This window comes from Xanthobacter albus (genome assembly GCF_043194895.2).
Lineage (GTDB): Bacteria > Pseudomonadota > Alphaproteobacteria > Rhizobiales > Xanthobacteraceae > Xanthobacter.
The window spans coordinates 4,332,565-4,348,271 of the sequence record NZ_CM195532.1; the positions used below are offsets into that span (position 1 = coordinate 4,332,565).

The 15,707-nt window shown below is 70.3% G+C and carries 12 protein-coding genes and 1 tRNA gene; 5 read left to right on the forward strand and 8 right to left on the reverse strand.

Translation table 11 applies throughout. From position 1 onward, the window contains the following. Nucleotides 1-87: 87 nt before the first annotated feature. Both V5F75_RS19260 and mmsB read left to right on the forward strand, forming a co-directional pair. Nucleotides 88-1,221, forward strand: a complete 1,134-nt coding sequence (locus V5F75_RS19260) for an isobutyryl-CoA dehydrogenase (RefSeq protein WP_394035134.1) — start codon at nucleotides 88-90, stop codon at nucleotides 1,219-1,221. Nucleotides 1,222-1,304: 83 nt separating this feature from the next. After that, the gene (gene mmsB, locus V5F75_RS19265) at nucleotides 1,305-2,201 is read left to right on the forward strand and encodes a 3-hydroxyisobutyrate dehydrogenase (RefSeq protein WP_394035135.1); all 897 of its coding nucleotides are present in this window, start codon (nucleotides 1,305-1,307) and stop codon (nucleotides 2,199-2,201) included. Nucleotides 2,202-2,329: 128 nt separating this feature from the next. Here mmsB and V5F75_RS19270 read toward each other — a convergent pair whose 3' ends face one another. From V5F75_RS19270 to V5F75_RS19295, 6 genes are all read right to left on the reverse strand, one after another. Continuing rightward, nucleotides 2,330-2,782: a DUF805 domain-containing protein gene (locus V5F75_RS19270; protein ID WP_394035136.1), complete on the reverse strand. Its 453-nt coding sequence runs from the start codon at nucleotides 2,780-2,782 to the stop codon at nucleotides 2,330-2,332. Nucleotides 2,783-2,934: 152 nt separating this feature from the next. Beyond that, nucleotides 2,935-3,011: transfer RNA gene (locus tag V5F75_RS19275), tRNA-Met, on the reverse strand. A gap of 86 nt (nucleotides 3,012-3,097) precedes the next feature. Further along, nucleotides 3,098-3,745: a class I SAM-dependent methyltransferase gene (locus V5F75_RS19280; protein ID WP_394035137.1), complete on the reverse strand. Its 648-nt coding sequence runs from the start codon at nucleotides 3,743-3,745 to the stop codon at nucleotides 3,098-3,100. A 121-nt stretch (nucleotides 3,746-3,866) separates the two neighbouring features. Beyond that, a complete protein-coding gene (gene mnmA / locus V5F75_RS19285; RefSeq protein ID WP_394035138.1) occupies nucleotides 3,867-5,039 on the reverse strand; it encodes a tRNA 2-thiouridine(34) synthase MnmA in 1,173 nt (390 codons plus the stop codon). Between the two features lie 315 nt (nucleotides 5,040-5,354). Continuing rightward, entirely contained in the window at nucleotides 5,355-8,159 is a 2,805-nt protein-coding gene (locus V5F75_RS19290; RefSeq protein WP_394035139.1) for a [protein-PII] uridylyltransferase, read from the reverse strand. A gap of 198 nt (nucleotides 8,160-8,357) precedes the next feature. Beyond that, nucleotides 8,358-9,518, reverse strand: coding sequence for a c-type cytochrome (locus tag V5F75_RS19295; protein ID WP_394035140.1), 1,161 nt, complete (start codon nucleotides 9,516-9,518; stop codon nucleotides 8,358-8,360). 358 nt (nucleotides 9,519-9,876) lie between these two features. Here V5F75_RS19295 and V5F75_RS19300 point away from each other — a divergent pair, with 358 nt between their 5' ends. The 3 genes from V5F75_RS19300 (at nucleotide 9,877) to V5F75_RS19310 (ending at nucleotide 13,525) form a co-directional block, all read left to right on the forward strand. Then, complete coding sequence (locus tag V5F75_RS19300) at nucleotides 9,877-12,354, forward strand: PBP1A family penicillin-binding protein (protein WP_394035141.1); 2,478 nt, start codon at nucleotides 9,877-9,879, stop codon at nucleotides 12,352-12,354. Between the two features lie 269 nt (nucleotides 12,355-12,623). After that, entirely contained in the window at nucleotides 12,624-12,929 is a 306-nt protein-coding gene (rpmB, locus tag V5F75_RS19305; protein WP_393989946.1) for a 50S ribosomal protein L28, read from the forward strand. A gap of 62 nt (nucleotides 12,930-12,991) precedes the next feature. Beyond that, on the forward strand, nucleotides 12,992-13,525 hold the full coding sequence (locus tag V5F75_RS19310; protein WP_394035142.1) for a queuosine precursor transporter: 534 nt from the start codon (nucleotides 12,992-12,994) through the stop codon (nucleotides 13,523-13,525). A 50-nt stretch (nucleotides 13,526-13,575) separates the two neighbouring features. On the opposite strand, the gene V5F75_RS19315 is transcribed toward V5F75_RS19310, so the two are convergent. Further along, nucleotides 13,576-14,337 carry an alpha/beta hydrolase gene (locus V5F75_RS19315; protein ID WP_394035143.1) on the reverse strand — a complete coding sequence of 254 codons (762 nt, stop codon included), beginning with the start codon at nucleotides 14,335-14,337 and terminating at the stop codon, nucleotides 13,576-13,578. Nucleotides 14,338-14,356: 19 nt separating this feature from the next. Further along, nucleotides 14,357-15,541 carry a succinyl-diaminopimelate desuccinylase gene (dapE, locus tag V5F75_RS19320; protein ID WP_394035144.1) on the reverse strand — a complete coding sequence of 395 codons (1,185 nt, stop codon included), beginning with the start codon at nucleotides 15,539-15,541 and terminating at the stop codon, nucleotides 14,357-14,359. Between the last annotated feature and the right edge of the window lie 166 nt (nucleotides 15,542-15,707).

Sequence of the window (15,707 nt, forward strand, 5' to 3'; positions counted from 1 at the left end):
GGGCGCCTGGTTCCGGCCCGCCGGCGATGCCGGACCATCCGGCGGGGCGCCCGCCCCGTCGCCCCCGATTCCCATGGCGCGAGCGACATGTTCACCCTCTCCGAAGACCAGATCGCCATCCGCGACATGGCGCGCGACTTCGCCGACGCGGAGATCGCCCCCAATGCCGTGGCGTGGGACGAGAAGAAGCACTTCCCGGTGGAGACCCTGCGCGCGGCGGCGGCGCTGGGCATGGGCGGCATCTATGTGCGCGAGGATGTGGGCGGCTCCGGCCTCTCGCGGCTCGATGCGGCGCTGATCTTCGAGCAGCTCGCCACCGGCTGCCCCGGCACCGCGGCCTATCTCTCCATCCACAACATGGCGACCTGGATGATCGACCGCTTCGGCGACGACGCCCAGCGCGGGCGCTTCGTGCCGAAGCTCGCCGCCATGGAGCACCTCGCCTCCTATTGCCTCACCGAGCCGGGCGCAGGCTCCGACGCCGCCGCGCTGAAGACGCGGGCGGTGCGCGAGGGCGACCATTACATCGTGGACGGCCAGAAGCAGTTCATCTCCGGCGCCGGCACCTCGGACATCTATGTGGTGATGGTGCGCACCGGCGGCGAAGGCCCCAAGGGCATCTCCACCCTCGTCATTCCCGCCGGCACCCCCGGCCTCTCCTTCGGCGCCAACGAGCGGAAGATGGGCTGGAACGTGCAGCCCACCCGCGCCGTCATGCTGGAGGGCGTCCGCGTGCCGGTGGAGAACCGCCTGGGCGCGGAGGGCGAGGGCTTCAGGATCGCCATGGCAGGGCTCGACGGCGGGCGGCTGAACATCGGCGCCTGCTCCCTCGGCGGGGCCCAGGCGGCGCTCGACCGGACGCTGGCCTACATGCGTGAGCGCAAGGCGTTCGGAAAGCGGCTCGACGAATTCCAAGCGCTGCAGTTCCGCCTCGCGGACATGGCCACCGAGCTGGAGGTGGCGCGCACCTTCCTGTGGCGGGCCGCCGCCGCGCTCGACGCCAAGACGGGCGATGCCACCACGCTGTGCGCCATGGCCAAGCGCGTCGCCACCGACAGCGGCTTCAAGATCGCCAACGAGGCGCTCCAGCTCCATGGCGGCTACGGCTACCTCGCCGACTACGGCATCGAGAAGATCGTGCGCGACCTGCGTGTGCACCAGATCCTCGAAGGCACCAACGAGATCATGCGCCTCATCGTGTCCCGCACGCTGATCGGCTGAGGACGCTCGCCCGCGCAAGGCCACGCAGACGGCCGCGCGGGTGCCGCGACGACATCCCCAAAGGGGCCCACGGGAGGAACCACATGGCCACCATCTCATTCATCGGTCTCGGCAACATGGGCGCGCCCATGGCCGGCAACCTCATCAAGGCCGGGCACGCGGTCACCGGCTTCGATCTCGCCCCCGCGGCGGTGGAGGCCGGAAAGGCGCGGGGCGTCGCGGTGGCCGAAAGCGCCCGCGCGGCCGTGGCGGGCGCCGACGTGGTGGTCACCATGCTGCCTTCCGGCAAGCACGTGGTGGGCGCCACCGCCGGGGCCGAGGGCCTGTTCGCGGCGGCGAAGCCGGGCACGCTGTTCATCGATTCCTCCACCATCGACGTCGCCTCCGCCCGCGCCTTCCACGAGGCGGCGAAGGCGGCCGGGCACGAGAGCGTGGATGCGCCGGTGTCCGGCGGCGTCGGCGGGGCGGAAGCCGCCACCCTCACCTTCATGGTGGGCGGCACCGACAGCGCCTTCGCCAAGGCGCGGCCCTATCTGGAGGCCATGGGCCGGAAGATCGTCCATTGCGGCGGCGCGGGCGCGGGGCAGGCGGCGAAGATCTGCAACAACATGATCCTCGGCATTTCGATGATCGCGGTCTCGGAGGCGTTCGTGCTGGGCGAGAAGCTCGGCCTCTCGCACGAGGCGCTCTATGAGGTCGCCTCCACCTCCTCCGGCCAGTGCTGGTCGCTCAACACCTATTGCCCGGTGCCGGGCCCGGTGCCCGCGAGCCCGGCGAACCGCGGCTACCAGCCCGGCTTCGCCGCCGCCCTCATGCTGAAGGACCTGCGCCTGTCCCAGGAGGCCGCCACCCAGGCCGGCGCCGCCACCGCCCTGGGCGCGGCCGCCACCGCCCTCTACACCGCCTTCGCGGAGGAAGGAAACGAGGGCAAGGACTTCTCGGGCATCGTGGAGTGGATCCGCGCCCGCGACGAGACCTGAGCGACAAAGCCGGCGGCGCGCGGACCTTGGCGAAGGCCACGGCATCCGGCGCAAGGGGTCTTTGGCATCACGAAGGGGCGGAGACGCGCGGCGTCATCCGCCCCTTTCCGCGTTCAGGCGGCGGACGCTCAGGCGGCGGGCAGCGCCGGCAGGGGCTGCGGGCCGTGGGCGTTGGCGCGCGGCTCGGAAGGCTGGACGAACCAGAACAGCAGCACCAGGAAGCCGATGAGCGGCACCGCCATCAGCAACACCCACCAGCCGCTGCGCCCCACGTCGTGCAGCCGCCGCACCGTCACCCCGAGCGCCGGCAGGAACAGCGCCAGATTCACCAGATGGGGAATGGCGCCCGCAAAGCCGCCCACGCCCCACATCATGCCCCAGCCATGCCCCGTCTCGCCCATGCCGTCCGCGGACATATGCTCGGTCATCACCCCGCCGAACAGCAGCGCGACGATGAAGGGCACGGCCAGCGCCACCAACAGCAGGAACAGCTCGAACCACCAGAACTCGCTGCGCGAGGCCCGGCCCTGGAACACGGCGTATTTCGACAGGCAGGTCTTGACCGCTGTGATGAAGTCCATTGGCCCCTCTCCCATTCCCGCCCCATGATCCCACATGGCAGCGCCAGCCTGATAGAGTGATTCGCGGCTATAGGGATGAGGAAGGCGAGATCCGCGCGCGGAAAGCCGCGGAACCGGGACTGCCAGATACGGAATTTCGGGAAGCGGAGGGATGGTAGCAGCGGGCGGACTTGAACCGCCGACCTCCGGGTTATGAATCCGGCGCTCTCACCAACTGAGCTACGCTGCCACATCCGCCGACGCGACGCGGCGCATCGGCTAGAGGCGGGCTTATAGGGGGCCGCCTTCCCCCCTGTCAAGAAAGACAGGCGAGTCTTACACCTTCATCTTCTTCCTGATGCGCACCAGCTTGAAGAAGCCCACCGGGAACACCGGCGAAACCTCCACCACCTCCATGTCGGGGTAGCGCGCGGCCCAGGTGCGCAGGCGGCCGGCCTTGAAGGCGATGCTCCAGCCCACCTTCTTCACCAGCGGCGCCAGCGCCTGCTCGATGTGCATCATCGGCCCCTCGTCGGCGCCGAGCTTGGAGGCCACGATGATCTCGCCGCCGGGCTTCAGCACCCGGTACATTTCATCGAGCGCGCCTTCCGGGTCCGGCACCAGGGTGATGACGAAGGGCACCGTGACCGCATCGAACGTCTCGTCGGCGAAGCCCAGGTTGCAGGCGTCCATGGCGGCCAGCAGGCCCACCTGGTCGAGCCCGCGGTCCACCTTCTTCTCCACCGCCTTCTGCAGCATGTCGAAGGAGAGGTCGATGCCGGTGACGCTCACGTTGGGCGGGTAATAGGGCAGCACCAGCCCGGTGCCCACGCCCACTTCCAGGATGCGGGGCCCGCAGGCGGCGGCGGTGGTGGCCGCCTTGCGCTGCGCATCGGCCAGGAGCTTCACATAGACCTTGTCATAGATGGGGGCCCATTTGGCATAGGCGCGCTTCTGGCCCTCGAGATCGTACTGAACCGCCATCCTCGCCTTCTCCCAGCATCGTCCCTGCGGTGACCGCAAACGCCTTTCCCGGACCGTCCATCCCTGGGCCTGCCGGCGTCCTTGCGACGCCCGGCGGCCGGTTGTCGTCTTGGGCGGCGCCTCAGGCCACCTCAGCCATGCTGCGGGCGGCGCGCTCCGCCTTGACGATGGTGCCCCCGCCAAGCAGGCGCGCGCCGTCGCCGGCGCTATCGTAGAGCACGCAAGCCTGCCCCGGCGCAACGCCTTCCTCGCCGAGGGCGAGATGAACGGCCGGGGAACCCTCCTGCGAGAGGCCGAGCCGGCCCGGCGCGGGCGGGCGCGTGGAGCGCACCTTCACCTGCACCTCCAGGCCGCGCGCGCAGGCGTCCTCGAAGGCGCCCTCACCCAGCCAGTTCACGTCAGCCATGGAGACCGCGCGCACCATCAGCGCCTCGCGCGGGCCCACCCGGACCTCGCGGCGGACGGCATCGATGCCCACCACGTACAGCGGCTCCGGCCCGGCGATGCCGAGGCCCTTGCGCTGGCCGATGGTGTAATGCATCACCCCCCGGTGGCGGCCGAGCACGCGCCCGTCGAGATGCACGATGTCGCCCGCCTCCGCCGCCTCCGGGCGCAGGCGCTCCACCACCTCCGCATAATTGCCGCCGGGCACGAAGCAGATGTCCTGGCTGTCGGGCTTGTCGGCCACCGGCAGGCCGAACCGCGCCGCCAGCGCGCGCACGTCGCCCTTCGTCATGTCGCCGAGGGGGAAACGCAGGCGCTGGAGCTGCGCGGCGGTGGTGGCATAAAGGAAATAGCTCTGGTCCCGTGCCGCCTCGGCCGCGCGGAACAGGCCGCGCCGCCCGTCCGGCAAGGCGCGGCTCGAGACATAATGGCCGGTGGCGAGCACCTGCGCGCCCAGTTCCTCAGCGGTGGCGAGCAGGTCGCGGAACTTGACCGTGCGGTTGCAGTCCACGCACGGAATGGGCGTGACGCCAGAGGCGTAGCTCGCCGCGAAGCGATCGATCACCTCCTCGCGGAAGCGGCTCTCGTAGTCGAGCACATAGTGGGGAATGCCCAGGGCGCGCGCCACCTCGCTGGCGTCGTAGATGTCCTGCCCGGCGCAGCAGGCGCCGCGGCGGTGCGCGGCTTCCCCGTGATCGTAGAGCTGGAGGGTCACCCCCACCACGTCATAGCCCGCGCGGGCCAGCAGCGCGGCCGTGACCGACGAATCGACGCCCCCCGACATGGCCACCACCACGCGGATGGAGGCCGGGTCGCCCGGAAGGTCGAGGAGGTCGTGATCGGTGCTCATGTTCGGTCGGATTCCGCGCAGCGGGCGTGGAGTGACGGGCGCCGCGCGCGATTGCCTTGCTCTGGGATGCGGGCCCAGTGGCCCAGCTGCAACTTGCTCGCACCTTTCAGGCCACGGGAGCAAGACCAAAAATCGGCCACGGCGCCGGGCGCGGCCACCCCAGGCGCGCCCAGATGGCCGAAGGTGGCGCGAAAAACCATATCATATCAAACTGATAGGGCGTCCGCGCCAGCCCTCACCACGGCGCGCGCCCCGTGAGGGGACGCGCATGGCCGTCATGCTTCGTGATCGGGCCACGCCGGCCTCGCCGCAGCCTCAGGCCCGCACGGCGCGGCGCGGGGCGTCCTCGTCGTCCTGCGCGCCCTCGAACACCGCCACCAGCGCCCGCCGGATGGCCGACTGGCGGGCCGCGCCGGTGATCTTCGCGCCCATCAGGTCGGTGACGTAGAACACGTCCACCGCCCGCTCGCCGAAGGTGGCCACATGGGCCGAGGCGATATTGAGGTTGAGCCGCGACAGGGTGTTGGTGAGGGCGAACAGGAGGCCTGGCCGGTCGAGGCCCGAAACCTCCACCACCGTGTGGCGGTTGGACCAGGAATTGTTCACCATCACCTCCGGCTCCAGCGAGAAGGTGCGACGGCCCTTGGGCAGCTTGCGCGCCATCACCTCCGGCAGCCGCACCTCGCCCTTCAGCGCCTGCTCCACCGCCTCGCGGATGCGGCCGGCGCGGCGCTCCTCGTCGTCGTCGCGCTCGAAGGCGCGGCGGATGGCGATGGTGTCGAGCGCGAGGCCGTCGGTGGTGGTGGAGATGTGGGCGTCCATGATGTTGGCGCCCGCCGCCGCGCACGCCCCGGCGATGATGGACAGGAGCTTGGGATGGTCCGGCGCCAGCACGGTCAGCGTGGTGACGCCCCGGCCCGGCTCCATGGTGATCTGGGTGGCGATGCTCTCCCCCGCCGACTCTGTGGCATCGATGAAGCGGGCGTGGCGCAGCTTCGCCTCCAGGTCCATGCGCAGCCAGTAGGAGGGGTAATGGCGGGCGAGATAGGCTTCCACCTTCTCCGGCGGCCAATCGGCGAGCGCATGGCGCAGCTGGGACTGGGCGGCGGTGACGCGCTTGCCCCGGTCCACCTCGGAGAAGCCGCCGGTGAGCACCGGCTCGGTTTCATAATAGAGCGTGCGCAGCAGCTGGGCCTTCCAGCTGTTCCAGGTGCCCGGCCCCACCGCGCGGATGTCGGCGGTGGTGATGATGGTGAGCAGCTTCAGCCGCTCCAGGCTCTGCACCACGGAGGCGAAATTCTCGATGGTCTTGCGGTCCGAGAGATCGCGCGACTGGGCGACGGTGGACATGATGAGGTGCTGCTCCACCAGCCACGCCACGGTCTCGGTCTCCACCGGCGTCATGCCGAGGCGCGGGCACAGGCGCCGAGCGATGCGGGCGCCGGCGGTGGAATGGTCCTCCGGCCGGCCCTTGGCGATGTCGTGCAGCAGCATCGCCACATAGACGAGGTTGCGGTTCTTCACCGTGGCCATCAGCTCGTTGGCGAGGCCGTTCTCCGGATTGTTCTTGTGCTCGATCTCGGAAAGGATGCCGATGCAGCGCAGCAGGTGCTCGTCCACCGTGTAGTGGTGGTACATGTTGAACTGCATCATGGCCACGACCTTCCCGAACTCGGGAAGGAAGCGGCCGAGCACGCCCGCCTCGTTCATGCGCCGCAGCACGGTTTCCGGTGCGTTCTTCGAGGCGAGCACCTCCAGGAACAGGCGGTTCGCCTCGGGGTTGTCGCGCAGCTTGGCGTCGATGAGGGGGAGCGAGCGGGCCATCAGCCGCATGGCATCGGGGTGCAGGGCGAGGTTGCGCTTGTCCGCCACGTGGAAGATGCGGATGAGGTTCACCGGATCGCGCTTGAACACCTCCGCATCGGCCACGTTGAGGCGGTCGTGGTCGAGGATGAAGTCCGGCGTGTCCTTCAGCGCGGCGCGGCGGTGGCCGGGGCGCAGGCGCTCCACCATGCCGCGCAGGCCCGGCACGGGCTTCGCCTGGTGCTCCTCCAGCGCGGCGGAAAGAATGGCGGTGAGGTCGCCCACGTCCTTCGCCACCAGGAAGTAGTGCTTCATGAAGCGCTCCACGTCCTTCTGGCCGGGATGCTCCGTGTAGCCGAGACGCTGCGCCATCTCGCGCTGGACATCGAAGGAGAGGCGATCTTCCGCGCGGCCGGTGAGGAAGTGGAGGTGGCAGCGCACCGACCACAGGAAATCCTCGCAGCGGGTGAAGAGGCGCGCCTCCTCGCGGGTGAAGACCTCCTTGGCCACGAGCTGGCTGGTGGTCTGCACGCGGTAGACGTATTTCGCGATCCAGAACAGGGTGTGCAGGTCCCGAAGGCCGCCCTTGCTGTCCTTCACGTTGGGTTCGACCAGATAGCGCGACTGGCCGGCGCGGCGCAGGCGCTCCTCGCGCTCGGCCATCTTGGCGGCCACGAACTCGGCGGCGGTGCCCTCCACCACCTCCTTGTCGAAGCGCTGCTCCAGGTCGTGGAACAGGGCCTTGTCCCCGGCCAGGAAGCGCGCCTCCAGGATCGAGGTGCGGATGGTGAAGTCGGCGCGCGCCTGGCGCAGGCACTCATCCACCGAACGGGTGGCGTGGCCCACCTTCAGGCCCAGGTCCCACAATATATAAAGAATGGCCTCGGCGACGCTCTCGCCCCAGGCGGTCTGCTTGTAGGGCAGCACGAACAGGATATCGGTGTCGGAGCCCGGCGCGAGCATGCCGCGCCCGTAGCCGCCCACCGCCGCGACGGCCATGCGCTCGGAGCGGGAGGGGTTGTCCGCGGGATAGAGGATGGTGGTCGCCACCTCGTAGGCGCTGGCGATGATGGCGTCCTGGAAGGCGGAGAGGCGCATGGCGCAGCAGCGCCCGCAGCCGTCCTCCTTCAGGAGGCGCTCGGCCTCGGCGCGGGCCTCCTGCATGGCGCCCTTGAGATAGCCGACGACCGCATTGCGCAGGTCGAGGTCCCGCCCCTGGTGCGCCTTGGCGATCTCGCGGACCCTGGCCCGCAGCGTCTGCCCCTCGAACGGTTCGCCGATGGTGCGGTTGGCTCTGGAAGTACGGACGTTGGACATGCGCGGCGATCTGAAACCACAGTCGAGAACAGCCGTCATGTTTAGCGCAAACGGCGCGTCACCGCGAGCGGCGCGTGCGGGCGGACCGCCCGCACGCATGATATCGCGCCACCGCATGAGAGGAACGCGCAGGCGCGGCCGGAACGCCGCCCGCTGTGGAGGCCCCGGCCCGCCAACGGACCGAGGCCTCAGGCACTGTCACTGAACGGTTTTCGCCGTGTCCTTGGCGGCATCCTTCGCGGCGGGCTTGGCCTTCAGCTTCTTGATCTCGTCGCGGATCGGCTGGAACGGGCCATACTTGTGCTGCTCCGCCGGCAGGCTGTCGGCGAACGGGCCGTAGGCGGCATCCACCGGCTTCTCGGTCCGCTTGGGGTAATCCTCCTCGATGCCCGCCCGCTGCGGCCGGTCGAGGGATTCCACATAGGCGGTCACGTCCCACGCCTCCTCCTCGGTCAGGACGGGCGAATCGTGGCTGGTGCCGAACGGCATGTTGGCGCGCACGAAGCTCGCGGCGGTGATGAGCCGCGCCATGCCGGCGCCGTTGTTGAAGGTGTCCGTGCCGCGCAGGGGCGGGAACTCGAATCCCTGGCGGTCGCCCACCGCGCCCACCCTTTTGCCGAGGCCTTCCGGGCCGTGGCAGGAGGCGCAGTGCGCCTCGAACACCACCTTCCCCTTCTCGGGGCTCGCGGGGCGCGTCAGCTCCGCCATCTTGGGCGTGCCGCGGCCGGGCGTCGGCTTGCCCACCGGCCGGTCGGAGGACAGGAACTTGATGTAGGTGACGAACGCCACCATGGGCTCGGAATCCCAGGGCAGCTCCCTGCCGTCCATGCTGCGCGTCATGCAGCCGTTGACCCGGTCCTCCAGCGTGGCCACCCGGCCCTCGCGCCCGCGATACTGCGGGAAATCCGCGAAGACGCCCACGAACGGCAGGCCATACTCCTTGGTGCCGGCCTCCAGGTGGCAGCTCTGGCAGGCGAGATTGTTACCGGCGAACCGCATCGCCGGGTCCTCCACCTCGGGGCCGAGATGGGCGAAGGTGCGCTGGGTCAGCTCGCGGCCCCGGCGCACCATGCGGCCGAAGGCATCGTCGGGCAGCGCGTCCACGTCGGGGACGGTCCATTCCTGCACCGCGGCCGGCGGGGCGGCGGGGGCCTTGGACGCGGGGGATTTGGCGGCGGGAGCGTCGGCCACGGGCGCCGGGGCGGCGGCCTGCACGGCCAGGGCCGTCGCGACCCGGGGCGCGGAGGCGCTCTGCGCGGGCGGTGCCGCTGGAGCCTGCCGGGCACCGTCATTGTAGGCGAAATAACCGATGGCGACAAGGAACGTCGCCACGTAGCCCCCCAAAAGCGGATAGTCCACGTCTTCCTCCCACTTTCTTTTCTTCGATCCTGGCAGATGCCGAAAAGGCCTTCGCGCTATCGAAAAATGCAGTGTCGTCAGAATGTTGCGATGACAGGCAATGGCGGCCTCCACGGCCGCGCGGCGGCGCGGGCAGCAGGAGCCGGCCGGCAAATGCCCGGCGCAGCTTAAGTGAACCTTAAGGAAGCTCCTCCAGGCGCGATCAGCCCCTTAACCCTCCCTTCACGGCGCCCCACGCAGACTTCCTCCATCCGCAGAGCGGAAAGAGGCGGGGGAGCGCCGCCCTCGCTGCCGTTTTCGCCCCATTTGGGTGGTGGAAGGAGAATCGCAGGCACGAGGCGGAGCGGCAGGACAGTCGATGGCGACGCGAGGTTACGGCGAGGGAACACGGCGCGAACCCGATGCGGATCGCCCGGACACGGGCCTCGATATTCGCCTGTCGCCGGAGGACCGGCCGCTCGGCGCCCCGCGCGCGACCAAGGATCAGGCCAAGGATCAAGCCAAGTCCAAGGCCCGGCAGACCCGCGCCGAGCCGCCGGTGGACCGCTTCGACCGCGTGCCGCCGCTGAGCACCAGCCGGACCGGCGAGCGCGACGCCGCCCCCCGGCTTTCCGCGACGCGGGACGGCGCGGCGCGGGACCCGGAACCGGCGCCGCAGAAGCCGGCTCCGAAGGCCGCGGCCCGCGGCGCCGTGCCCGAAATCCTGGCGCCCGAGCCCTCGGAGCGCCGCGAGAGAGGAGATCCCGAGCTGGGCGGACGCGAGAAGAAGCGCGGCAAGGCGAAGGCCGAGCCGCCGGCCCCGCAGGCGGCGCGCCCGCGCCGGCGTCGGCGCTCGCTCGTCTGGACCCTGGTGAAATGGAGCCTCGTGCTCGCGGTGTGGGGCGTCATCGCCCTCATCGGCATCGTCGCCTACGAGGCCTCGAAGCTGCCGCCCATGCAGACGCTGATGATCCCCAAGCGCCCGCCCACGGTCACCATCCTGAGTGCCGACGGCAAGACACTGGCGGTGCGCGGCGACATGGGCGGGGTCGCGGTACCCATCTCGGAGCTGCCGCCCTACCTGCCCAAGGCGTTCGTGGCCATCGAGGACCAGCGCTTCTACACCCATTTCGGCCTCGACCCCGAGGGTCTCGCCCGCGCGCTCGTCACCAACCTCACCTCGCGGCGCCTGCGGCAGGGCGGCTCGACGCTCACCCAGCAGCTCGCCAAGAACCTGTTCCTCACCCAGGAGCGCACCGCCTCCCGCAAGATCCAGGAGCTGGTGCTGGCCCTGTGGCTGGAGACCAAGTTCACCAAGGACCAGATCCTCGACCTCTACCTCAACCGAGTCTATTTCGGCGCCGGCGCCTATGGGGTGGAGGCGGCGGCCCAGCGCTATTTCGGCAAGTCGGCCCGGCAGGTCACCCTTTCGGAGGCCGCCATGCTCGCCGGCCTCGTGAACTCGCCCTCGCGCCTCGCCCCCACGCGCAACCTGAAGGGCGCCCAGGCGCGCGCCGCGCTGGTGCTCACGGCCATGAGGCAGCAGGGGATGATCACTCCCGAGATGGCCCAGGCCGCCATCGCCAAGCCGGCCCAGCTCGCCCGCGCCAAGACCCCCGATTCCATGGGCTATGTGGCGGACTGGGTGATGGAGCAGCTCGATTCGTATGTCGGCCCCCTCTCCGGCGACGTGAGCGTGCGCACCACCATTGAGCTCAACCTCCAGCAGGCGGCCGAGAAGGCGCTGGAGGAGACCCTCGCCAAGTCCGGCGGCAAATATGGCGTCAGCCAGGGCGCGGTGGTGTCGCTCGACACCAACGGCGCGGTGCGGGCCCTGGTGGGCGGGCGCTCCTACGAGGAGAGCCAGTATAATCGCGCCGTCACCGCGCGGCGGCAGCCGGGCTCGTCCTTCAAGCCCTTCGTCTACCTCACGGCGCTGGAAGCGGGCCTGACCCCCGACACGGTGCGCGAGGACGCCCCGCTCCAGCTCAAGGGCTGGAAGCCGGAAAACTCCACCCACGACTACCGCGGGCCGGTCTCCCTCACCACCGCGCTGGCGCTCTCGCTGAACACTGTCTCGGTGCGGCTGGCGCTGGAGGTGGGCCCGAAGGCGGTGGTGGCCACCGCCCACCGGCTCGGCATCGCCTCCACGCTCGATCCCAACCCCTCCATCGCGCTCGGCACCTCGGAGGTTTCGGTGCTGGAGCTGGCGGGCGCATACGTGCCGTTCGCCAACGGCGGCATCGGCGTCATCCCCTATGTCATCGAGACGGTGACGGACGCGGGCGGCAAGGCGCTGTTCCAGCGCTCCGGCTCCGGCCCCGGCCGGGTGATGGACCCCGCCTACGCGGCCGAGATGAACCAGATGCTCACCCAGACCCTGGTGATGGGCACCGGCCGCCGCGCCGACCTGCCCGGCTGGGAAGCCGCCGGCAAGACCGGCACCTCGCAGGACTACCGCGACGCGTGGTTCGTGGGCTACACGGCCCGCTTCGTCACCGCAGTGTGGCTCGGCAACGACGATTCCTCCCCCACCAAGAAGGCCTCCGGCGCCAACCTGCCGGTGGAGATCTGGAGCCGCTACATGAAGGTGGCGCACCAGGGCATGCCGGTGGCGGAGCTGCCCGGCGGCACCCGCACCGCCGGGTTCGGCGGCTATGGCTACGGCGCCCCCGGTGGCACCCTCGCCCCCGAGAACCTGCCCGACGACCGCCCGCCGGCCATCGTGGGCCAGGCCGGCCCGCCCTCCGGCTACGGCGGGCCCCAGGGCCAGCCCGAGGGGCAAGCCGGCGGCGAGCCGCCCATGACCTTCGAGCGCTGGTTCGGGGAGACCTTCCTCGGCCAGGGCCGCCGCTGAGGCGGCAACACGCGGACGGCACGCGCCATGCGAGTCGCCCGCGCCGCCCCAACCGGGGCGATTCCCCGTTTTCCGCCGGCGGGAAGCCCCCGAAAAGCGGCGCGGTGCCGTCGTTTGCGGGGGCCGACCTTGACTGCGGAGCGCCTCCCCCTTATAGGAGCCGCTTCCCGATCCGGCGGGTGAGTGCCGCGGGGCGCGTCTTCCCGAAGAAGGCGGGCTGTCCCAGGTGGCGTTTCCCGCGCCAAGAAAGACGAAGAAGGACTTCTGCCATGTCCCGGCGGTGTGATCTGACCGGTAAGGCGGTGCTGACCGGCCACCTCGTGAGCCATTCGAACCGCAAGACCAAGCGCCGGTTCCTGCCGAACCTGTGCAACGTGACGCTCCAGAGCGAGACCCTCAACCGGTCCATTCGCCTGCGCATCTCCGCGAACGCCCTCAAGAGCGTCGATCATCGCGGCGGCCTCGATGCCTTCCTGAAGAAGGCCAGCGATGAGGAGCTGTCTCCCCGCGCGCTCGAGCTGAAGCGCCTCATCGTGAAGGCCCTGAAGGCTCCGGAAGCGGCCCCCGCCGCCTGATGCCTCCTTCCACGGTTTCAAGGTGGTCCGAACCGCGGGCGTTCGCGCTCGCGGTTTTTGCCATGTGCGCGGCGGTTCTTGCGGCCAACATCCTGGTGCAGTTCCCCTTCACGCCGTTCGGCCTTCAGGACTACCTCACCTACGGCGCCTTCACTTATCCCTTCACCTTCCTGGTGAACGACCTCACCAACCGGCGGCTGGGCCTCGCCCGCACCCGGCAGGTGATCTACGTGGGATTCGGCCTCGCGCTGGCGCTTTCGGCGCTTCTGGCGACGCCGCGCATCGCCCTCGCCTCCGGCACCGCCTTCATCGTCGCGCAGCTGCTCGACGCCACGGTGTTCAACGCCCTGCGCCAGAAGGCGTGGTGGCTGCCGCCGGCGCTTTCGGGCGGCATCTCCTCGGCCATCGACACCGCCGTGTTCTTCACCCTCGCCTTCTCGGGCACGGACCTGCCGTGGGCCAACTGGGCGATGGTGGACTATCTGGTGAAGGCGGCCATGGTGGCGCTGTTCCTGGCACCCTACCGCTACCTCATCGGCCGCATGTCCGTGTGGACGCCCCGCGCGGCGGAAGAGACCGCCCCCGCCGAGGCCTGAGCGCCCCCCGGCATCGCGCCGGCATCCCGAAGGGACGCCGGCGCCGCGCCTCACAGGAATTCCGACACCGCCTGCGCCAGCCGCTCCAGGTCCTCGGGCCGGGACAGGCGATGGTCGCCGTCCTTGACCAGCGAGAACACCACGTCGTCCTCCGCGAGGCAGGTCACGAGCCGCATGGCGTGCTCCCACGGCACGTCCTCGTCCTTCGCGCCCTGCAGGATGCGCACCGGGCAGCCCACCTGGAACGGCGCTCCCAGAAGGAGGTGACGGCGCCCGTCCTCGATGAGCGCGCGGGTGATGACATAGGGCTCGTCGCCGTAGGCCGTCGGCTTCAGGAACCGCCCGTTGACGGTGATCTCGCTCTGCACCTCGGCCGGAAACCGCGCCCACATGAGGGTTTCGGTGAAATCCGGCGCGGGCGCGACCAGCACCAGCGCCCGCAGCCGGTTCTCGCCCCGCGCCGCCAGCGCCCGCGCCAGCAGCAGTGCCAGCCAGCCGCCCATGGAGGAACCCACCACCACCTGCTCGCCCTGCGTCGCGCGGTCGAACACCGCGAGCGCCTCCTCGAGCCAGCGGGAGATGGTGCCCTCCTCGAACGCGCCGCCGGACACGCCATGGCCGGAATAATCGAACCGCACGAAGGCGTTGCCGCGCGCGGCGGCGAGCGCGGCGAGCCGCTCCGCCTTGGTGCCGGTCATGTCGGACTTGAAGCCGCCGAGCCAGAACACGCCCGGCGCCGTACCGGGAATCGCGCGCACCGCGATGTTGCGGCCGTCCATGTCGAAGCGATAGGCGGTTTCAGCGGAACTCATGCGTCATACCTTTCAAAAATCAGGCGAACTGCGCGAAATAGCGCGTGATGATGTGGCCGTAGACGGCGGTGAGGTCCTCCAGGTCGCGCACCGTGGTCGCCTCGTCCACCTTGTGCATGGTCTGGCCGACGAGGCCGAATTCCACCACCGGACACAGATCCTTGATGAAGCGCGCGTCCGAGGTGCCGCCGGAGGTGGAGGGCTCGGGCCGGCGGCCGGTGACCGCCTCCACCGCCCCGGCCACGATATCCACGAACGGGCCCGGCGCCGTGATGAAGCTCTCGCTCGCGCCCGGCTGGAACACCAGGTCGTAGGGCTCGCCGGCCGCATCGAGCCGGCGGCGGATCTCCGCCTTCAGCGTGGCGAGGGCGAAGTGGTCGTTGAAGCGCACGTTGAAGCGGGCGTCGGCCTCCGCCGGGATGACGTTGAAGGCGGTGTTGCCCACGTCCACCGAAACCACTTCCAGGTTCGAGGGCGGGAAGAAATCGGAGCCGGCGTCGAGCGGCCCGGCGATCAGCGCGGAGAGGAGCCGCACCAGCCGCGGCACCGGATTGTCCGCGAGGTGGGGATAGGCCACGTGCCCCTGCACGCCCTTCACCCGCACCACGCCGGAAAGGCTGCCGCGCCGGCCGATCTTGAACGCGTCGCCCAGCGCCACCGGATTGGTGGGCTCGCCCAGCACGCAATGGTCGATCCGCTCGCCCTTCTCCTTCAGCCACTCCACCACCTTCACGGTGCCGTCGAGGGCGGGGCCCTCCTCGTCGCCGGTGATGAGGAAGGAGAGCGAGCCCTTCTGCGGCCGCCCGTAGGCGAGCGCCGCGGCCATGAAGGCGGCCACAGCGCCCTTCATGTCCACCGCCCCGCGGCCGAACAGCCGCCCGCCCGCGATCTCGCCGGAGAAGGGGCCGTGGCTCCAGCGCGCCGCGTCGCCCACGGGCACCACGTCCACATGGCCGGCGAAGCACAGGTTCGGCCCCTCCTCGCCGATGCGGGCGTAGAGATTGGCGATGGGCACGCCGCCGCTGGCGAAGGTGAGCTTCTCCACCCGGTATCCGGCACCGGCCAGGAGATCGGCCACGAGGTCGAGCGTCGCCTGCGCCTGCGGGGTCACCGAGGGCGAGCGGATGAGCGCGGCGGCGAGGGCGACGGGGTCGCGCGCGTCGAGCGGCGCGGCGGCGGGCTTGACGGGATCGGTCGGGGTCATCAAGGAGAACCTTCTCACGAGCCGGGCGTGGGGCGGGTCCGGCGCGTCCCGAATTAGCGGGAACAGCGGCGGGGACGCCAGAGATTTCGTCGCGCCGCATGCCCTTGCGGCAGGCGCGGCGCGGGGCGGTGGCACCGGGCGGCCGCCTTTACTCTGCCGCGTTCGC

Excerpts from the sequence above, each read along its gene's own strand:
- V5F75_RS19260 (WP_394035134.1), top strand. The coding sequence starts at position 88 with ATGTTCACCCTCTCCGAAGACCAGATCGCCATCCGCGACATGGCGCGC.
- mmsB (WP_394035135.1), top strand. The coding sequence starts at position 1,305 with ATGGCCACCATCTCATTCATCGGTCTCGGCAACATGGGCGCGCCCATG.
- V5F75_RS19270 (WP_394035136.1), bottom strand. The coding sequence starts at position 2,782 with ATGGACTTCATCACAGCGGTCAAGACCTGCCTGTCGAAATACGCCGTG.
- V5F75_RS19280 (WP_394035137.1), bottom strand. The coding sequence starts at position 3,745 with ATGGCGGTTCAGTACGATCTCGAGGGCCAGAAGCGCGCCTATGCCAAA.
- mnmA (WP_394035138.1), bottom strand. The coding sequence starts at position 5,039 with ATGAGCACCGATCACGACCTCCTCGACCTTCCGGGCGACCCGGCCTCC.
- V5F75_RS19290 (WP_394035139.1), bottom strand. The coding sequence starts at position 8,159 with ATGTCCAACGTCCGTACTTCCAGAGCCAACCGCACCATCGGCGAACCG.
- V5F75_RS19300 (WP_394035141.1), top strand. The coding sequence starts at position 9,877 with ATGGCGACGCGAGGTTACGGCGAGGGAACACGGCGCGAACCCGATGCG.
- rpmB (WP_393989946.1), top strand. The coding sequence starts at position 12,624 with ATGTCCCGGCGGTGTGATCTGACCGGTAAGGCGGTGCTGACCGGCCAC.
- V5F75_RS19310 (WP_394035142.1), top strand. The coding sequence starts at position 12,992 with ATGTGCGCGGCGGTTCTTGCGGCCAACATCCTGGTGCAGTTCCCCTTC.
- V5F75_RS19315 (WP_394035143.1), bottom strand. The coding sequence starts at position 14,337 with ATGAGTTCCGCTGAAACCGCCTATCGCTTCGACATGGACGGCCGCAAC.
- dapE (WP_394035144.1), bottom strand. The coding sequence starts at position 15,541 with ATGACCCCGACCGATCCCGTCAAGCCCGCCGCCGCGCCGCTCGACGCG.